The organism is Paenibacillus sp. ALE3 (assembly GCF_054113405.1).
Map to the genome: position 1 here is coordinate 147,858 of NZ_CM134214.1, position 17,975 is coordinate 165,832.

13 protein-coding genes are annotated in these 17,975 nt (G+C 43.4%); 7 read left to right on the plus strand and 6 right to left on the minus strand.

The genetic code is table 11. The features are described 5' to 3' along the window. Window positions 1-23: 23 nt before the first annotated feature. Together ACXHJ2_RS00630 and ACXHJ2_RS00635 are read right to left on the minus strand one after the other, a co-directional pair. Window positions 24-1,160 (minus strand): DUF4179 domain-containing protein, encoded by a 1,137-nt coding sequence (locus ACXHJ2_RS00630; RefSeq protein WP_165079713.1) that lies wholly within the window; start codon window positions 1,158-1,160, stop codon window positions 24-26. Then, complete coding sequence (locus tag ACXHJ2_RS00635) at window positions 1,132-1,707, minus strand: RNA polymerase sigma factor (RefSeq protein WP_165079712.1); 576 nt, start codon at window positions 1,705-1,707, stop codon at window positions 1,132-1,134. Before ACXHJ2_RS00635 ends, ACXHJ2_RS00630 begins: the two co-directional genes overlap by 29 nt. A gap of 296 nt (window positions 1,708-2,003) precedes the next feature. Here ACXHJ2_RS00635 and ACXHJ2_RS00640 point away from each other — a divergent pair, with 296 nt between their 5' ends. Continuing rightward, window positions 2,004-3,401, plus strand: a complete 1,398-nt coding sequence (locus ACXHJ2_RS00640; RefSeq protein ID WP_165079711.1) for a helix-turn-helix domain-containing protein — start codon at window positions 2,004-2,006, stop codon at window positions 3,399-3,401. Between the two features lie 250 nt (window positions 3,402-3,651). On the opposite strand, the gene ACXHJ2_RS00645 is transcribed toward ACXHJ2_RS00640, so the two are convergent. Continuing rightward, entirely contained in the window at window positions 3,652-3,855 is a 204-nt protein-coding gene (locus ACXHJ2_RS00645; protein ID WP_238790993.1) for a helix-turn-helix domain-containing protein, read from the minus strand. Between the two features lie 134 nt (window positions 3,856-3,989). Here ACXHJ2_RS00645 and ACXHJ2_RS00650 point away from each other — a divergent pair, with 134 nt between their 5' ends. Both ACXHJ2_RS00650 and ACXHJ2_RS00655 read left to right on the plus strand, forming a co-directional pair. Next, window positions 3,990-5,393: a DNA-binding protein gene (locus tag ACXHJ2_RS00650; RefSeq protein ID WP_165079710.1), complete on the plus strand. Its 1,404-nt coding sequence runs from the start codon at window positions 3,990-3,992 to the stop codon at window positions 5,391-5,393. A 295-nt stretch (window positions 5,394-5,688) separates the two neighbouring features. Continuing rightward, window positions 5,689-5,916, plus strand: a complete 228-nt coding sequence (locus tag ACXHJ2_RS00655) for an aspartyl-phosphate phosphatase Spo0E family protein (protein ID WP_013373325.1) — start codon at window positions 5,689-5,691, stop codon at window positions 5,914-5,916. A 233-nt stretch (window positions 5,917-6,149) separates the two neighbouring features. Here ACXHJ2_RS00655 and ACXHJ2_RS00660 read toward each other — a convergent pair whose 3' ends face one another. Together ACXHJ2_RS00660 and ACXHJ2_RS00665 are read right to left on the minus strand one after the other, a co-directional pair. Further along, window positions 6,150-6,965, minus strand: coding sequence for a flagellar motor protein MotB (locus tag ACXHJ2_RS00660; RefSeq protein WP_013373324.1), 816 nt, complete (start codon window positions 6,963-6,965; stop codon window positions 6,150-6,152). Beyond that, window positions 6,949-7,776 carry a flagellar motor protein gene (locus ACXHJ2_RS00665; protein WP_016324776.1) on the minus strand — a complete coding sequence of 276 codons (828 nt, stop codon included), beginning with the start codon at window positions 7,774-7,776 and terminating at the stop codon, window positions 6,949-6,951. Before ACXHJ2_RS00665 ends, ACXHJ2_RS00660 begins: the two co-directional genes overlap by 17 nt. A gap of 208 nt (window positions 7,777-7,984) precedes the next feature. Here ACXHJ2_RS00665 and uvrB point away from each other — a divergent pair, with 208 nt between their 5' ends. From uvrB to ACXHJ2_RS00680, 3 genes are all read left to right on the plus strand, one after another. Beyond that, entirely contained in the window at window positions 7,985-9,976 is a 1,992-nt protein-coding gene (uvrB, locus tag ACXHJ2_RS00670) for an excinuclease ABC subunit UvrB (RefSeq protein WP_013373322.1), read from the plus strand. 169 nt (window positions 9,977-10,145) lie between these two features. Further along, a complete protein-coding gene (uvrA, locus tag ACXHJ2_RS00675; protein ID WP_013373321.1) occupies window positions 10,146-13,007 on the plus strand; it encodes an excinuclease ABC subunit UvrA in 2,862 nt (953 codons plus the stop codon). Between the two features lie 409 nt (window positions 13,008-13,416). After that, window positions 13,417-14,628 carry a hypothetical protein gene (locus ACXHJ2_RS00680; RefSeq protein WP_016324774.1) on the plus strand — a complete coding sequence of 404 codons (1,212 nt, stop codon included), beginning with the start codon at window positions 13,417-13,419 and terminating at the stop codon, window positions 14,626-14,628. A gap of 118 nt (window positions 14,629-14,746) precedes the next feature. Here ACXHJ2_RS00680 and ACXHJ2_RS00685 read toward each other — a convergent pair whose 3' ends face one another. Next, entirely contained in the window at window positions 14,747-16,372 is a 1,626-nt protein-coding gene (locus tag ACXHJ2_RS00685) for a nitrite/sulfite reductase (RefSeq protein ID WP_129550083.1), read from the minus strand. 359 nt (window positions 16,373-16,731) lie between these two features. Here ACXHJ2_RS00685 and ACXHJ2_RS00690 point away from each other — a divergent pair, with 359 nt between their 5' ends. Next, the gene (locus ACXHJ2_RS00690; RefSeq protein WP_165079709.1) at window positions 16,732-17,964 is read left to right on the plus strand and encodes a S1C family serine protease; all 1,233 of its coding nucleotides are present in this window, start codon (window positions 16,732-16,734) and stop codon (window positions 17,962-17,964) included. Window positions 17,965-17,975: the final 11 nt, after the last annotated feature.

Sequence of the window (17,975 nt, forward strand, 5' to 3'; positions counted from 1 at the left end):
GAGATTCCTCTCGACAGCTATTTTTATGAGTTTATTGGTAAGCTAATCTCTAGATCAGGGAAATACTCCTTTATTGGGTTACCGTCCTTATCCAATTCAAACTGACTTTTATTCCCTTCTTTAAAAATGTTTTTATAAACTTTAATAGTAATAACTTTTGGAGGGGATATAAAGGGTTCAAACTGAGAATCAGTCATTTGAACATTACCGTCTGTTGCACTCCAACCTCTGCCCCAGATTTGTTTTATTTCATTTCCCTTATCATCGTAAAGTTCATAACTTAGTAAAGGTAAACTAGAGATTTTTAGGGGTTTGGGTAATTCAATACGTGTAGTTATATTAGTTGTAATTGGGGTCAGCTCAATCTTTTCCAATGTATAATGAATTTTCTCATACTGACGCTTAAGGCCAGGTGTCTGTACTATGTTGTTTTTAGTATTCTTCTCGACAGGGATATGAATTTTGAACGGTTGTTGAACCCCTGCTACGGGCATGGAAAGTGTTAAATCAAACTTATCTGGAAAGGATTTCCCTCCCTGGTTACGTAAATCTGAGAACTGTATAATTACTGAGTTGGAGCTTTTTCCAGGAATCATATAAGGATCAATGGAGTTGCTTGTATTAGCAGGTGCATAAGAGTTTATTTCTTTTCCGTTAATAGTAAGTATTATATCGTTGATCAGTGATGATACTGCTTCCTTTGTAAATCTTTTGTCAGTGGTTTGTCGTTCTAAGGCAATGGATACACGTGTTCCATCAAACATGACCTCTGGTACGCTGAGAGTCAGGCCATCGTGAGTATCACTAAGATTTGGCTTTGATACTAGCCCTTTTTCGTCTGCTGTTTGTAAACCAAGATCACCAGCAAGCTGGAATATAGAATCTATACCTGGGATTTGTTTCAAGGACGCAGCCATTGTTGGTGAAATAAATCCAGTACTAACGACAAGTGCAAACGCTACTACAAGTGTAGCGGAGGTTCCGAGAAAGGTATTGCGAACCCTCTTCGAATGGGAGTTAGAGCGTTTATAGTGTCTTGTTTTCATTGTATTATAGCGTTCCATAGTTCTATCAATTAAATCTACTTGGAAAGGGGTGTTCCGAATAAGCTTTTGTAAGTGCTCAATTTCTTTATCTTCCGGGTTTAAATGAGTGCTCAATTTGTTTTCCTCCCTTTTCATTGTAGTTGATTAGCTTTTTACGGAGTCGCTCATATCTTTTTCGGATCGTGGACGATTTTAGCCCCATAATTGTAGCAATCTCTTCGTAGTTGTAATCCTCAAGCGAACGTAATAATAAAATCTGGCGATCTTTTAATGTTAGCTGATCCAGTAACTCGTGGATTAAATTTGTATATTCGTATATTGGCTGTTGCTTTAGGTTCAGTTTGTACTGAATGAAGGATTTGAATGTTCTAGCGTTTCTTTTTAATAAGTCAGTACAGTGGTTTTGAGCGATTTTGTAAAGCCAAGCTGAAAAAGAGACGGTAGGTACAAAATGATGTATATGTTCTAGCCCTCTAATGAATATTTCTTGAGCAGCATCTTCCGCTTCTTCACGATTTTTAAGTAAATAGTAGCAGTATAAAAAGATCTGTTGTTGATAACGCCGTATGATATGTGTGTATGCTTGCTTGTCGCCTGCTTGGATCTGCTCTATGACAAGATTGATATCTGCGTTTTGAGTATCAGTATTTAGTTTTTCCATTAACGTCCCTCCCTTCTGCCTATATAACTGAAAAAGATATGCATTTGTGACATTCAAATAAAAAAACTTGAAGTTTGCTTTTAATGCTTCTCCACATGCACCTCATTCAACTTTTCAATTATCACGGAATTCGTAAAAAAAAGGCTGCTTTCTAAGGCATCATAAAATAAAATGACTTTATAGACCATATATTTCACTATTTTAATTATTTTGTAATGAAATGAATTTCTTACGAGCGAAATCACATGTTAAGTATGACTTACGATTATATCTGCACTATATTGAGGGGGATTGAAATGGAACACACACCTACGATCCGCTCGACGATAGAGACTGAACTAAAGCAAAGGGGATATACATTTAGCAGCTTTAGTAAAATATCTGGTATTAACCGTGGTACATTCAGCACCATGCTGAACAGTAACCCACCCAAGCCAATCTCCGTTCGGCAGATGGACTTGATTACTAAGGCATTAGGATATCCCGAAGGCTGGTTGTATGAGCTGTACATAGATGAATGCTTTCACGAGGGGAAAGGGCACTGGAAACGGATTAAACCTTTTTTATTGCGTTGTGTGGAGTTGGGGAGGAAGGAGTGTATTCAAAGGGTATTGTCGAGACTAACGGAGGATTTGTCCTATGTGTCGACAGTATTTGAGTTTGCAGAAGAATTGCACGAAGGTGGGAAGGAAAACGAAGCTGTCCCTTTTTACGAGTGTGTGATAGAGAACGAAAGATATTACTACTCGGAGCGGTTGGCTATTAGTCAATACAGATTGTTTTGTAACTCTCTGAATACTGACTTGGATAATAATCGTCAAGCAGCTATAAAGTTTGCTCCGTTTCGAAGAAACCTTCCCGATAATTACCAATTAGATGCATTATTAAAATTGGCTAATGCCTATTTTCAACTTGATGATTGTGAGACGGTTATACAGTATGCTGAAGAACTAAGAGTACTAGCTACGAATATCTATCAACAGCAGGTCAGAGAAAAATTGAAGAGTCGTGAAGTTAAGCCACTAAACACAGAAAGGCGTCTAATCGTGTATTATGGTCAATCCTTTTTATTGAAAGGAAATGCCTACGAGAAACAAGGGTTATATCAAAAGGCCCTGGATTTTATTCCTTATTACGCAGAGTTAACTGGTTTTGAAGGGCTTGACGATATAGGGAGGATAGAGGCAGAAAAATTTAAAATGTGGGCGAAAGCAAACAAGTTAAGTCTCGAAATTCTAATGGGGAAAATGGATAGTTTACCAGCCTATGTTGAGCTTCTTAGAAATAACCCGCAAGAGATATTACACGGGCTATTGACTATTGTTGAGTCAGCTAATGCCTACAATTATCCAATAGATGAAATTTTAATTCTCTTTGCCGAAAAAATTGATAAATTCAGAGAATTAAATACCAATATTTCTTACTATCATACGAATTATAATCTGATCACTTATTCTCGTTTTTTTCTTGAGCTTAGTCGCTATTATTTTAATAAAGAAGCTTATTTGAAAGCCATGGATGCTATGTTGAAAAGCTTCAAAGCATCTTCTCAATTGAATGATAAAGCCTACTATATCAAGTCTATTACATTATTATTTGAAAAGTATAAAGATCATTCTACGAACGTACAACGGGAGGAATATGAAAAATTACTTGAAGAAGTACAGCATAATGTAAACCAGATGATTCCTTAAACCACAAAAAAGACTAGGTACTTTTTTACTTATTAAGTAGAAAAGTACCTAGTCTTTTTTATTCTTCGTAGAATATATAACAAATTTAAAAAAATATTAAACTCATCTCTTGTCTTTGGAATCATCGGAGTTATCTTTAAGAAGCTCACTCTCTGTAAAAAGTTCCTTTAGTATACGATAAGCTTTATTTTGCTCTGCTTCACTCTCTTGTGAAAAAATATAAATGCTTTCCCCATATCTAGGGCTGACTTTAGAGTTCTACATATGGATTGGGGTCAAAAAATGCAAAAACGTTTGTGTTGAGTGCCTCGGCAATTTTCTCCAAATTTTTAATTTGTACATTGATCTCACCACGCTCCAACTTGCCGATATAGGAGCTTGTTGAATCAGATGTTTCTGCTAACAACACATGATTTTTTAGGATTGGTGGATTATTATACACATTAAATTCCATAATATATTGAAATGGTGTAGAATAAAGGATTGACCTCCATCCAATTTATTCATATAATTTCTAGTATATTGTAATTGATTGTCGAGGAGGGTGATTTTTTTAAAAATCATCTGAATAAGTCGGGGGTGTTTTTATTGGAAAATACAACCACAATTCGTTCGGAAATTGAGAGAGAATTAAAACTTGGTGGCTACACTTTTAATAGTTTTGGACAAGCTACAGGACTTAACCGAGGCATTTTTAGTGCTATGCTTAACGGAAATCCACCTAAACCTATCTCCGTACGACAAATGGACTTGATTACTAAAGCGCTTAATTATCCGGAGGGCTGGCTATATGACCTATATGTTGATGAATGTTTTTATGATGGAAGACCTCATTGGAAAAGAGTTAAGCCGTTCCTTATACGCTGTGTAGAAGTAGGAAACCTGAGGTGTGTGGAGAAAGTACTATCCCGATTAATGGAGGATCTTAACCATATTCCAACAATCTTTGCTTTGGCAGAGGAGTTATATGATGGAGGAAAGCTACAGGAGGCAATTCCTTTCTATGAGTGTGTAATTGAAAATGAAAAGTATCAGCACTCAGAACGTTTGGCGATCAGTCATTATAAATTATTTCGTGCAAAAATTGGTGAGAATACTGAAATAAATCTAAAGGCAGCTATTCAATTTGAGCCTTTTCGTTTTCGGTTGCCAGAGTGTCATCAATTAGACGGCTTATTGCACCTAACAAATATATATTCCTCGCTACATAAATGGCAAGAAACAATTACACATAGTGATGAGCTTTGGGAACAATCTAAAATTATATATGAAGAGGAAAATAAAAGAAGGGCTCGGAAAAACAGGAATTATGTACCGATAAAAACCGAACGACATTTAGTAGTTTATTATGGGCAAGGATTACTTATGAAAGCTTATGCCTTACAAAAAATTGGCGACTATGAGAAGGCGAAAAAAATTGTTGCTGAGTATGCCGATCTAAGTTGGTTTGAGGGTTTAGACACCGTTGGGAAAAGAGAAGTGGAAAAGTTTAAGGTATGGTCTATGGGGAACTCTTATACACTTGATTTACTGTTAGGAGATACATCTGTACTCCCTCAATATGTAAATTTATTAGAAAACAATAATGATGAGATATTACCAGGGCTTGTGAACATTTTAGAATCGGCTAACAGAAATTTCTTCACAGTTGACAGCATTTTAGATCAATTTATCAAGTTTATTGATACTTTTAGAAGTACTCAGGATGTAATATTTATGGATGATTATTATAATTTTAATTTTCAATTAGCCATTTATTATAGTCGAAACAAGAGACACAAGGATGCAATAAATGCTATTTTACAATGTATCCAGACATCATTCTTTCTTAAAAATGTGGAGAGTTTTGCTCAAAGTATGGTTTTCTTCGAAAATCTTAGAGCTTTATGTGACGAAATACAAATTGAGATTTATAAATCTATTATTAAGGGGGTGTGCAAAGATGAAGAAGGTTTTTCTTTCGCTTTTGCTTTCTCTAATAGTAGTCAGTAATATTGGGAATCTGTCCTATTTGCATAATATTACAATTGGTAATGGTTCACAGATTACAGTTTCAAGTCACGGTAGAGGTGGGTAAAATTTCAAAAAAATTCATTCTGCATCTAACTGAAACTAAGGGATTTTTCCAACTAAATGGACTCAACCAAAAAAACAGCCGTTCTTAGGCTGTTTTTTTGATGCATTCCGTTAAAGGGATGAAATGGGTTTTATTATATTTTTAACCTGCGGGGAAGGTATCAGCTTGTAAACTAATGTAAATACCACACCGAACAGGAGGTTTATTGATGTGAAATGGCAACAATTGGAGGAGTGCATCGAAGAAAAGCGAAAAGAATTAAATGATTTGGCGAAAGAGGTGGGATTGAAGGATCGACGGGTGTTGACCAAGTCTATGGAGTTGGATCGGCTCCTTAATAAGTACAGCGACTGGAAATATAGCTATCGTAGACAACAGAGCGTACTTCAAAGTTCACAGATACAAGAAAAGCAACACGAGCTCGTCCTATCTTATTAACATCAAGCATCATGACAAGATAAAACCTAACTTCACCTTGGCTTCTAATACATAGTGAGATATAGCATAAACAAAATAATCTCTATTGCATCTTGTACGCCGCCCTTATCCACGTTGTTCGTACAGTTTATTGTTCTGCGTCTACATCAGAGCGGAAGCCACGTAACATGATGATACATCTTAAAAAAACCTCCCCATGCACGTTATTGCGTGAATGGGGAGGTTTTTGAGTTTTACTGCTGTAGCTGGCGCAGCACAGTGATTTCGACACGGCGGTTTTTTTGTCGTCCTGCTTCGGTGCTATTGTCACCAACCGGACGGGTATCTGCATAACCCGCATACTGGAAGCCTGATGGGGATAACTGCTCTCGGTCGATAAAGAACCGGAGTACAGACAGTGCCCGAGCGCCGGAAAGCTCCCAGTTGTCCTTGTAGGTCGACGAGTTAGAGGAACGCGTAAATGGAATGTTGTCCGTATGACCTTCAATGCTAATCGGTGTTTTCAAATCTCGAAATAGACTGGCTAATTTGGATAACGTGTTTGCAGAACCCTGCTTGAGTGCCGCTCTGCCTTGGTCGAATAGAAAGCGGTCATTCAGCGTAATGACAATGCCACGCGGTTGATCGGATACGAAAATCTGGTTTTGTAGCTTGTTGTCTGTAATATATTCCTGAATGACACCCATTAGGTTTTGCAGCTCTTTTTCTTGCTTGCGAAATGCTTGTTCACGCTCGGTGAGCTTGGTTGATCCCGCTTCTTTTTTATTAGAGGCCGGTTGCTTCGTCGCGGGTGGATTCTTGCTGGTATAACGATCGGCAGTCCCTGTAATGCCCGAGCCTTGTTCTAAAATAGAATCTCCCTTGTGGAACGTATCCTGGAGGGATTGAACAACGACGTCGTATTTCTTAGCATCCAGACTGCTCATGGCATACATCACGACGAAAAAAATAAGCAGCAGGGTGATCAGATCGGCATAGGTAATCATCCAACGATCTCGTTGGTCTCCGCCGCCACCTTGACGCCCACGGCGCTTAGCGCGCGCTCTCATGGAAGTCCTCCTTTGGAGTAGCGCTCTCTGTACGTGAGCGACGAGGCGGTTTGCGATCTATATTTTGCTCTGAGCGGATAAAAAACTCCAACTTCTTGCGTACAAGCTTAGGGTTCTCTCCGTTTTGGATAGCCAGAATACCTTGCAGCAGCAAATCCATCGTAATAATTTCACTTTCACTGGCTGCTCTTATTTTGGACGCGATGGGCAGAAAGATCAGATTGGCGCTAGCAACGCCGTATAATGTTGCGATAAAAGCCACAGCAATCGACGGTCCGAGCGCAGTAGGCTCGGTTAGGCTGCCAAGTACATGGATCAGACCCATGACCGTACCGATAATCCCCATCGTAGGGGCATAGCCACCTGCCGATTCAAATATTTTGGCGTACCCCTCATGTTTGTGCCCAATAGCATCTAACTCTAGTTCTAAAATTTGCTTGATCTGTTCCTGTTCAGTGCCGTCAATGACTAGTTGAAGACCTTCCCGCAAAAATGCATTCGGATGCTCTGATGATATACGTTCTAACGCAAGCACACCGGATCGGCGGGAGGTGGCGGCCATGGAAACCAAATCCTCTATATATTGCTCCGTAGGATTATCCTCACGACTAAAAGCCATCCGCAGAGCGGTGGGTATCGTCTTCAGCTTGGAGGCAGGGTAACTGATTACAACTGCGGCGAAAGTTCCGCCAAATACAATCAGAGCTGATGTGCCTTGTAGCAGCCCTGTGAATTCGCCGCCTTCCCATAAGAAGCCACCGATTAATGCTATGATTCCGGCGATGATGCCCAATACGATGGTGATATCCAAAATTTAATTCACTCCTATTCAAGACTTATCGTTTGCATCCACAGTAAGAAAGAGGTATAATACGGGAACAAACATTCTTATTCAACCATATTTCCCAAGTATCATTGCTCGGGAAATATCGACATAGAATTACAGGCAAAGACGTTAAAGCTCGATTAGTGTAAAAACATGATGTTTACATTTTAGACGATAAGGGTGATGCAGGGCAATGAGTGATATCGTTGTTAGCGATAAGACTTTTGAAATTCAGTCGGAATTCCAACCTCAAGGCGATCAACCCCAGGCCATTTTTGAATTGGTAGAGGGAATTGCAGAAGGAAAGAAGCATCAAACTCTATTGGGTGCTACGGGAACAGGTAAGACGTATACCATCGCTCAGACCATTGCCAAGCTAAATCGGCCTACGCTGGTTATTGCACATAACAAGACTTTGGCTGCTCAACTGGCAAGTGAGTTTAAAGAATTCTTTCCCAACAACTCCGTCGATTATTTTGTCAGCTACTATGATTACTACCAACCGGAAGCGTACATCCCTTCTTCCGATACGTATATTGAGAAGGACTCCAGCATCAATGAGGAGATTGATAAACTTCGCCACTCAGCCACAAGCTCTCTGTTTGAGCGTCGTGACGTTATTATTGTAGCGAGTGTCTCTTGCATTTATGGTTTGGGTTCCCCGAAAGAATATTCAAGCTTGCTGCTCTCGCTTAGAGTCGGCATGGAGAAACCCCGCAATCAGATTTTGTCCCGCTTGGTCGATATTCAATATCAGCGGAACGATATCAACTTCGTGCGGGGTACTTTCCGTGTACGGGGGGATGTTGTTGAGATATTCCCGGCTTCCCATGGAGAAAACGCGATCCGGGTAGAGCTGTTCGGAGATGAGATTGAACGGATTACCGAAATTAATGTGCTTACAGGTGAATTGATCGGTGAACGTGAGCATATCGCCATTTTCCCGGCATCTCACTTCGTTACTCATGAGGATACGATGAGGGTAGCATTGGTTAACATTGAACGTGAGCTAGAAGAGCGGTTAGCAGAGCTGAAGGAACAAGGGAAGCTGTTAGAGGCGCAACGTTTGGAGCAACGTACCCGCTATGATATCGAGATGATGAGAGAGGTTGGCTTTTGTTCCGGTGTCGAAAACTACTCGGGTCCACTGACATTCCGCGAGCGCGGAGCGACACCATATACTCTTTTGGATTATTTTCCAGATGATATGCTGATCGTCATTGACGAATCTCATGTTACATTGCCGCAGATTCGTGCGATGTATAACGGGGACCAAGCGCGTAAAAATGTGCTGGTTGAACATGGTTTTCGTTTGCCATCTGCCTTAGATAACCGTCCGCTGAAGTTCGAAGAGTTCGAGGATAAAGTGAATCAGATTATCTATGTATCGGCTACTCCAGGCCCGTATGAGATGGAAAAATGCGATACGATGGTGCAGCAGATTATTCGTCCTACCGGTCTCCTTGATCCTATTATTGAGGTGCGTCCGAGCAAAGGGCAGATTGACGATCTCATTAATGAAATACGGCAGCGCATAGAACGTGAAGAACGGGTACTGGTCACCACACTCACGAAGAAAATGGCTGAAGATTTGACTGACTACTTAAAAGAAGTGGGCATCAAAGTTCGATATATGCACTCTGAGATTAAGACTTTGGAGCGGATGGCCATTTTGCGGGATCTTCGTCTGGGAACCTTCGATGTGCTGATCGGGATCAACCTGTTGCGGGAAGGTCTCGATTTGCCGGAAGTATCGCTGGTTGCGATTTTGGATGCGGACAAAGAAGGCTTCCTGCGTTCTGAGCGCTCTCTGATTCAGACGATCGGGCGGGCAGCACGGAATAGTGACGGACGTGTTATTATGTATGGCGATAAGATTACCGATTCTATGGATAAAGCGATCAAGGAGACGGAACGTCGCCGTGCGATTCAAATTCAATACAATGAAGAACATGGAATTACCCCGCAAACCATCCGTAAAAAGATTCGTGATGTCATTGAAGCAACCAAGACGGCAGAGTCCAAGAATGATTACCTTCCTAATGAGACGGGTAAACTTTCCAAGAAGGAGCGTCAATCCCTCATTCAGCGCCTAGAAGCAGAAATGAAGGACGCGGCCAAGAATCTACAATTCGAACGGGCCGCCGAGTTGCGTGATGCTTTGCTGGAGTTGCGGGCTGATTAAACATTGGGAATAAGCTATAAGCAAAACATATTGATAATAAAATGTTTGATTGCTTTTAAGAAATAGTGAGGACGGCCGATGTGGTCGTTCTCTTTGCGATATATCACTTCCATCGGATAATCCAATGCGATATAGGATGACGTGAATTACGGCTAAGGAGATGAAACATTTGGCGAATGAAAGCATCATCATCAAAGGCGCACGCGCGCATAATCTCAAAAATATTGACGTGACGATTCCACGGGACAAGTTCGTCGTCCTGACGGGGCTTAGCGGCTCAGGTAAATCATCACTGGCTTTCGATACGATCTATGCAGAAGGACAGCGGCGGTATGTGGAATCATTATCTGCGTATGCCCGTCAATTCCTCGGGCAAATGGAGAAACCGGACGTCGATTCGATTGACGGCCTGTCTCCTGCCATTTCCATTGACCAAAAAACGACAAGTCGGAATCCTCGTTCTACGGTCGGAACAGTTACAGAAATCTATGATTACTTGCGGTTGTTATTTGCCCGAGTAGGTCATCCTCATTGTCCTGAACATGGCATTGAAATCACTTCACAGACCGTCGAACAGATGGTAGACCGCATTTTGCAGTATCCTGAAAAGACGCGGCTGCAAATCCTGGCTCCATTGGTATCCGGCCGCAAAGGTGAGCATAAAACACTGTTCACTGATATAGCCAAGCAGGGCTTTGTACGGGTACGTGTGAATGGCGAACTGCGTGAATTGTCCGAGAAGATTGAACTGGAGAAGAACAAGAAGCACTCGATTGAAGTGGTCGTAGACCGGATCGTAGTCAAGGAAGATGTACGTGCGCGTCTGTCCGACTCTATTGAGACGGCACTGAATCTTTCAGGCGGACAGTTGCTTGTAGATATTATAGGGCAAGAGGAGTTGCGATTTAGCTCCAACTTTGCGTGTCCGATTTGCGGTTTTAGCATAGATGAGCTATCTCCACGGATGTTTTCTTTTAATAGTCCGTTCGGCGCTTGTCCAGATTGTGATGGGTTAGGAGTCAAAATGGTCGTTGACCCTGATCTGCTCATACCTGATCCAGAAAAAAGTATAGAAGATGGGGCGTTCCAGGCATGGAGTGGAGGAACTTCCACTTATTATCCTCAATTTCTACAGTCCGTATGCGAACACTACGGTATTCCGCAGGACATTCCTGTAAGCCAATTGACGTCAGAACAAATGAATCTTATTTTGCACGGAACAGGTGACCAGAAGATCCGTTTCCGCTATGAAAATGATTTTGGTCAACGTAAGGAAGCCTATGTGACCTTTGAAGGCATTATCCCGAATTTGGAGCGTCGTTACCGTGATACCGCTTCTGAGGGAATACGTGAATTTATTGAAGGCTTTATGAGTGCAAAGCCATGTAACACCTGTAAGGGGCACCGACTGAAAAAAGAAAGCCTGTCGGTAACCATTCAAGAGCGCAATATCGCTTATGTGACAGCTTTGTCTGTCGGGGAGGCTTCTCACTTTTTCCATACACTGGAGCTGAGTGAGAAAGAGCAGTCGATCGCCAACCTCATTTTAAAGGAAATTAACAGCCGACTGGGATTCCTTGTGAACGTTGGTCTGGAATACCTGACTTTAAGCCGTGCAGCAGGTACATTGTCCGGCGGGGAGGCACAACGTATCCGATTGGCGACACAGATCGGGTCTAGTCTGATGGGCGTGCTTTATATTTTGGACGAGCCAAGTATTGGGCTTCATCAGCGCGATAATGATCGTCTGATTAGTGCTTTGGAACATATGCGGAATCTGGGCAATACGCTGATCGTGGTGGAGCATGACGAAGATACGATGATGGCGGCAGACTATATCATTGACATTGGGCCAGGAGCCGGAATCCATGGCGGGATGATCATGTCGCAGGGGACTCCACAGGAAGTTATGGAAGATCCGAATTCCCTGACCGGGCAATATTTGAGCGGTCGCAAGTTTATTCCGGTCAATACCGAGCGGCGCAAGCCTGCGGATAAGTGGCTGGAGATTCGCGGAGCCAAGGAGAACAATCTCAAAAATGTGAATGTCAAAATTCCATTGGGTGTTTTCACGGCTGTCACTGGCGTATCCGGGTCTGGAAAATCGACGCTGGTCAACGAAATTTTGTACAAAACGTTGGCGCGTGATCTGAACCGTGCGAGAGTACGCCCAGGTCAACATAAAGAAATTCGCGGGCTAGAGCATATCGAAAAGGTTGTTGAGATCGATCAATCGCCAATCGGCCGTACCCCGCGTTCCAATCCTGCAACTTATACAGGTGTGTTCGATGATATCCGTGACTTATTCTCGCAGACGAACGAGGCTAAGGTTCGAGGCTACAAGAAAGGCCGGTTTAGCTTTAACGTTAAGGGAGGCCGATGTGAATCTTGCAGAGGCGACGGGATCATCAAGATTGAGATGCACTTTTTGCCTGATGTGTACGTACCATGCGAAGTGTGCAAAGGCAAACGCTATAATCGGGAGACCCTTGAGGTTAAGTATAAAGGGAAGAGTATTGCTGATGTGCTGGAGATGACGGTAGAGGATGCGACAGCATTTTTTGAAAATATCCCGAAGATTCATCGCAAGATTCAGACGCTGATGGATGTAGGTTTGGGGTATATCAAGCTGGGTCAACCAGCGACTACCTTGTCTGGTGGTGAAGCACAGCGTGTGAAGCTGGCTTCCGAATTGTATCGTCGCAGCACAGGCAAAACCATTTATATTTTGGATGAGCCGACAACCGGTCTGCATGTTCACGATATTGACCGATTGTTGACAGTGCTGCATCGTTTGGTCGATTCAGGCGAGACCGTACTGGTTATTGAGCATAATCTAGATGTAATTAAAACAGCTGATTTCCTGATTGATCTGGGGCCCGAAGGTGGAAGCGGCGGTGGAACGATCTTGGCTACCGGGACACCAGAACAACTTGTAAAAGTAGAGGAATCCTATACAGGCCGATACTTAAAGCCGATCCTTGAACGGGATACACAGCGCAGTCAAGCGCTTCAGACCGTCGATCTATAGATACAGTTTTAACGTACGTTGTGAAAGCCCTGCACAGACAGGAAGGCAGAATACAAATTAGCGTATTTGTGCCTTCCCGTTGGCAGGGTTTATTTTTTTTGTAAAAAAAGAAAACTTTTATTAAATTCCTGCGTTAAAGCATGTGACACATAGTTTACCAAGCGCTGGAATAATAAATCTATAGGTATATTCTTCGATAGAAAGTCTCTGAGTAATCTCTACATTTTAGAGTTTTGGATGTTTAGGCTCGGGCTTGAAGAGGTTAATATATAACTTATGATTATCTAGCATCATACGAAGTTCCGTGCCCACGTGACAACCATTACTAGTTGAAGCGACCGTTTATAGTTAAATTGCATCTAAGGTTTATATCACATCTCTGAGGAAGTCATGAAGGGAGCTGGAACGTTTGAAGATTAAGCAAAGTAGAGTTCTACGTACACGTGTATACTCATGGGCAGCAGGAGTCGCTTTAGCGGCATGGTTGTTGGGTTATAGTGCTGTACCGGCCTATGCATCCGAGGTGTCCGAGGCGTATGCGCCCAAACAAGCCGAGATCGAAACTAGTGCAGCGATTGGCAGTATTAAGGATTCCGAGAGCGCTCACAATTACATTCAGCCCGCTGCAAAGGGCGGGTTCTTAATGCTGAACGTCGAAGACGATACAGAAGCCAGTGTAGTACACGTCACGTATGGCAAGCTGGATAGTTCTCTGGAGACAGTATGGAAACACCAGCAAGACCTGAGCGTACAGCCGGGAACAAGTAGCAGGGGAGTCCAGCGGGAGACGTCGGATGGTGGCTTGCTGTTTCTGCTTGATTATACCCAACCGAACGGAATGCGAGATGTGCAGGCTTCACGATTGGATGCGGATGGAAACCCCCTGTGGTCCAAAACGTTATCCACTGACGGTTTGATATCCTATGGGCAGAATTCTCAGGTAGGATTGGAGCCGCTAGAGGATGGCAGTTTTCTGGTGTCCTCGCTGAACCCTGCGGAGCAGTCCTTCACTGTACTCAAATACACTGAAACTGGCGATATACAATGGAATCGAACGACAAACGGAGTGACCTCGGGTTGGCTGGTCGGCAATCACAATGGATATTATGCGCTATTGAACAGCTCAGATGGTCCCGTGGGGGTACAAGCCGATGTGTATGGTCGCAATATCCGTGATGTCCATCTGGACTTAGGATCAGGTAAAGAAATTGCCGCGGTACATGAGTTGTCTAGCGGTCATATTGCTGTAACAGGGCTTAAAGGAAACAGCAAACGCACCCAGGTGTTAAGTAATGGTCTGCAATTGTTTAGTAACACAGAGGACTACGCGGCTGACCGGGTATATCTGCCCGAGGAGCAGTTGTACGTCCAGTTCAGTGATCAATATGACCCACTGGGTAAAACCACGAAGATGCATGGCATCACTATCACAGGCTTAAAAGGAAACGGTACGAAGGTATGGGAAACGAAGACTCATTATAAGGAAGATAACTCCTTCGGCATCCGATATGATACGGGATTGATATATAAGATACCTTCAGGCTACGCGGTGGTGACATCTACAACAGGCGCTCATAAGCCAATAGTACTCGATTTTGCGAAAATATTGATACCGGAGTAATCCGGTGTCTTTTTTTATTCAATCGAAGAAGTAGGAAGTAGGTATGGCGCTGGTTTATGGCATAAGAAACAGCCTGCTTGTATATAAAATACAAGCAGGCTGTTAATGGACTTAATGTCTAGGATGCAACGTGGCTGGACTGTAAAATGGCGGACAGCTTTTCCTGGAAAGACGGAATGCCTACACGCTGTACATACGCATAAAAGCTTTCGCCAGCAATCCTATTTTCTTTGTAGAACAGAATAAGCTCTGCCAATACAGGACCAACCTGGTCCCCACGTACGCGGCCTTTGAGTGTCTTGTTGAACTGGGCACCAGCTCCAAGCGCCCCGCCAACAGCGATGTCGAACGCGTCAACCATGCCTTCAGGTGTCTTAAGGAGCGAGCCTTGCAGTCCAATATCCGCAATATGCTTTTGACCGCAGGAATTCGGGCAGCCGATAAAATGGATGCGCACCTTTTCATCCAATTGTACGTGCTGATCCAAATACTCGGCAACGTCAACCGCTCGCTTTTTCGTTTCCACAATCGCCAGATTGCAAAATTCATTTCCTGTGCACGATACCGTACGGCTCATAAAATGCTTGGGCTGTGGTGTCAGGCGTTGCAGCACAGGAGCTTTCAGTAGCTCATCTACTTGGTCATCCGGCACACCGCTCAGCAATATATTTTGCGACATCGTGGTACGAATCTGTCCATCGCCGTAGCGATCAGCCAGGTCGGCCAGTTCGTGCAACTCGTCAGCACTGAGGCGACCAACAGGTACGTTCAGACCGACATAGTTCAGACCTTCTTGGGCTTGGGGATGTATACCGTCAAAATAGGCGGCTTGCCACCCAATGGTTTTATCTTCACCTCGTCCTGGCATTTCGCCAGTGTACTCGGTAAGCTTGGCTAGAAATTTGTCCGGGCCCCAATCGGCAATGAGGAATTTCAGACGGGCATGGTGCCGTTTTTCCCGATAGCCGTAATCACGGAAGATGGTTGTGACAGCAATAGCAACCTTCAGCACTTCCTCAGGACGGACAAACAAGTCCAGCGGATGTGCCAAATGCGGCTTGGCAGATAATCCACCGCCAACCATCACATGGAAACCAACCACTTCTTTTCCGTCAAGGATCTTGGTTGCCGGAGTGAAGGACAGGTCGTTAATTTCAGCCTGTGCATTGTTGTAGGTATTACTGGAGATGGACATTTTGTATTTGCGCGGAAGATTGGAAAAGTCACGATTTAATAAGAAAAAGCGGTTTACTTCATCTACAATCTCCTGAGTATCCACCAGTTCATTAGGATCAATGCCAGCCAGCGGATTGCCGACAATGGTACGCGGGCAGTCCCCACAGGCTTCAAAGGAATACAAACCGACCTTTTCCAGTCGTTCGAAAATATCCGGCAAGCTTTCAACGGTCAGCCAGTGAAATTGAATCGCCTGACGGGTGGTGACATCTACGAGACCACGCCCATACAACGCGGAGATGTCCGCTAAGGCACGTGCCTGGGCTGAAGTCATGATCCCTGTGTTGATGCGGACGCGCATCATGAAATGGCCATCCTTGGGTTTTTGCTGGTAAACCCCTGCCCATTTGAATCGGTCCATATCGTCCGCAGAGATCGAGTCATAGCCTTTGTGCGCATAGCTTTCGATGATAGTACGTATAACGTCGAGACCGTCCTTTTCCAGCTTGACTAGCTCAAACTTGTTAAGCTTATCGGGATGAGCATTCCAGATTGGTTCATAGGCCATCCTTTTAACCTCCTTCAGGTGTCTTATTTATACTTGAGATGTTAGATATAGAACTCACGATTTTATTTTTATTTCCGACAATATAACTAAGATATAATGTGATGGTATCATAGTTGGTTATGCCCGTAAACGAAGGAATGGTCTAAAAGGTATAACGATTTTTTATTGTTTTTGCTTATTTTTTTGATATAAGGATTTGGAAAATTTATAATATAAATAGTATGAGAGGATAGGGATGCAGCAAACGGTCCTTTTTTAGAAAAAGATAGGGCTTAAAGCGATTGTATGCGTGCCCCCTCTATGGTAGATTTGGACTAACTGATAGAACAGGGTCATGTTGGAGAGGAAATGGTGAGTATATGCGTAAGATGGGGAAAAGGGCGGCTGTACTAGCTTTGGGCAGCGCTCTATGTATTTCTGGAACAGCGGGTGCAGCCAGCAGTGGAACTGCATTAAAGGCCAAGGTCATTAATGGCGGGGTCTATGTTAACGTAAGTGATATGAATAAAGCATTAGGAACCAGCGGCGCGTATAACAGCGCAAATGGTACATATACGTTATCGGCCGATCGTGTGCCACAGGTCGTTAAAAATGTTTCTCCTTCTGTAGTCGGCATCATTGGTCGTTCAGCGACAGGAGAGACCGTAGCAGGGGGAGACCGATACAACCTGGCTCACGGCACGGGTGTCATCATTCGGGCAGATGGATGGATTGTTACGAATGCGCATGTTATCGAAGGATTAGGTGATGCCGTAGTTGTAACCTCGGACGGAAAATCTTACGGAATCATCGACAGCTACAGCGATCCGATCAGTGATTTGGCGTTGATTAAAATTAAGGCAAGCGGCCTTAAGCCTGCTACCTTTGCAGCTTCTACGAACAGTTTACAGGTAGGCGAGCAGGTAGTGGCCATCGGTACGCCGATCTCTTTCTCACTTCGTAACTCGGCAACCTCAGGTGTTGTTAGCGGGCTGAACCGTGGTGTCAACGCTGCTTATCGTCTGATCCAAAGTGATACCGCGATCAACCCTGGTAACAGCGGTGGTCCGCTGGTCAACCTCAAGGGCGAGGTCATCGGGATTAATACAATGAAATTCTCTGCGGTCGGAATTGAAAATATGGGTTTTTCGATTCCGGCAGATACAGTGAAATATGTCATCAATCAATTTTTCAAATATGGCGAGGTTCGGCGTGCTAGTCTTGGCTTAGGGCTCGAAGAGAGCTGGTCAGCTATCGTCGGATTGCCTACCGAGGATCCTTTGAAAGTCACGAAAATCACTTCAGCCAATGCCGTACAGGCCAAAATCAAGGAAGGCGATGAGCTGTATAGTATTAACGGCAAGCGTGTAGCCTCTGCCATTGATGTCAATGAGCTGCTTAAAAACTATCAACCAGGGCAAACGATAAGTGTACTTATGCAATCGGACGGTGATATTGTAAAGCGCAAGCTGGTACTGACACAGGATAATGGTGAAATTTATGATTCCATTCAGTCTGGAGAAGATCTTGAGGATTCGAATGAATCAGGAGCTACTGTAGATGACGGCATAGCGCCTTCGAAAGAAGCATCAGATTCAGCTACGGGAAGATGAACGATAACGGC

Excerpts from the sequence above, each read along its gene's own strand:
- ACXHJ2_RS00635 (WP_165079712.1), bottom strand. The coding sequence starts at position 1,707 with ATGGAAAAACTAAATACTGATACTCAAAACGCAGATATCAATCTTGTC.
- ACXHJ2_RS00640 (WP_165079711.1), top strand. The coding sequence starts at position 2,004 with ATGGAACACACACCTACGATCCGCTCGACGATAGAGACTGAACTAAAG.
- ACXHJ2_RS00645 (WP_238790993.1), bottom strand. The coding sequence starts at position 3,855 with ATGGAATTTAATGTGTATAATAATCCACCAATCCTAAAAAATCATGTG.
- ACXHJ2_RS00660 (WP_013373324.1), bottom strand. The coding sequence starts at position 6,965 with ATGAGAGCGCGCGCTAAGCGCCGTGGGCGTCAAGGTGGCGGCGGAGAC.
- uvrB (WP_013373322.1), top strand. The coding sequence starts at position 7,985 with ATGAGTGATATCGTTGTTAGCGATAAGACTTTTGAAATTCAGTCGGAA.
- ACXHJ2_RS00685 (WP_129550083.1), bottom strand. The coding sequence starts at position 16,372 with ATGGCCTATGAACCAATCTGGAATGCTCATCCCGATAAGCTTAACAAG.
- ACXHJ2_RS00690 (WP_165079709.1), top strand. The coding sequence starts at position 16,732 with ATGCGTAAGATGGGGAAAAGGGCGGCTGTACTAGCTTTGGGCAGCGCT.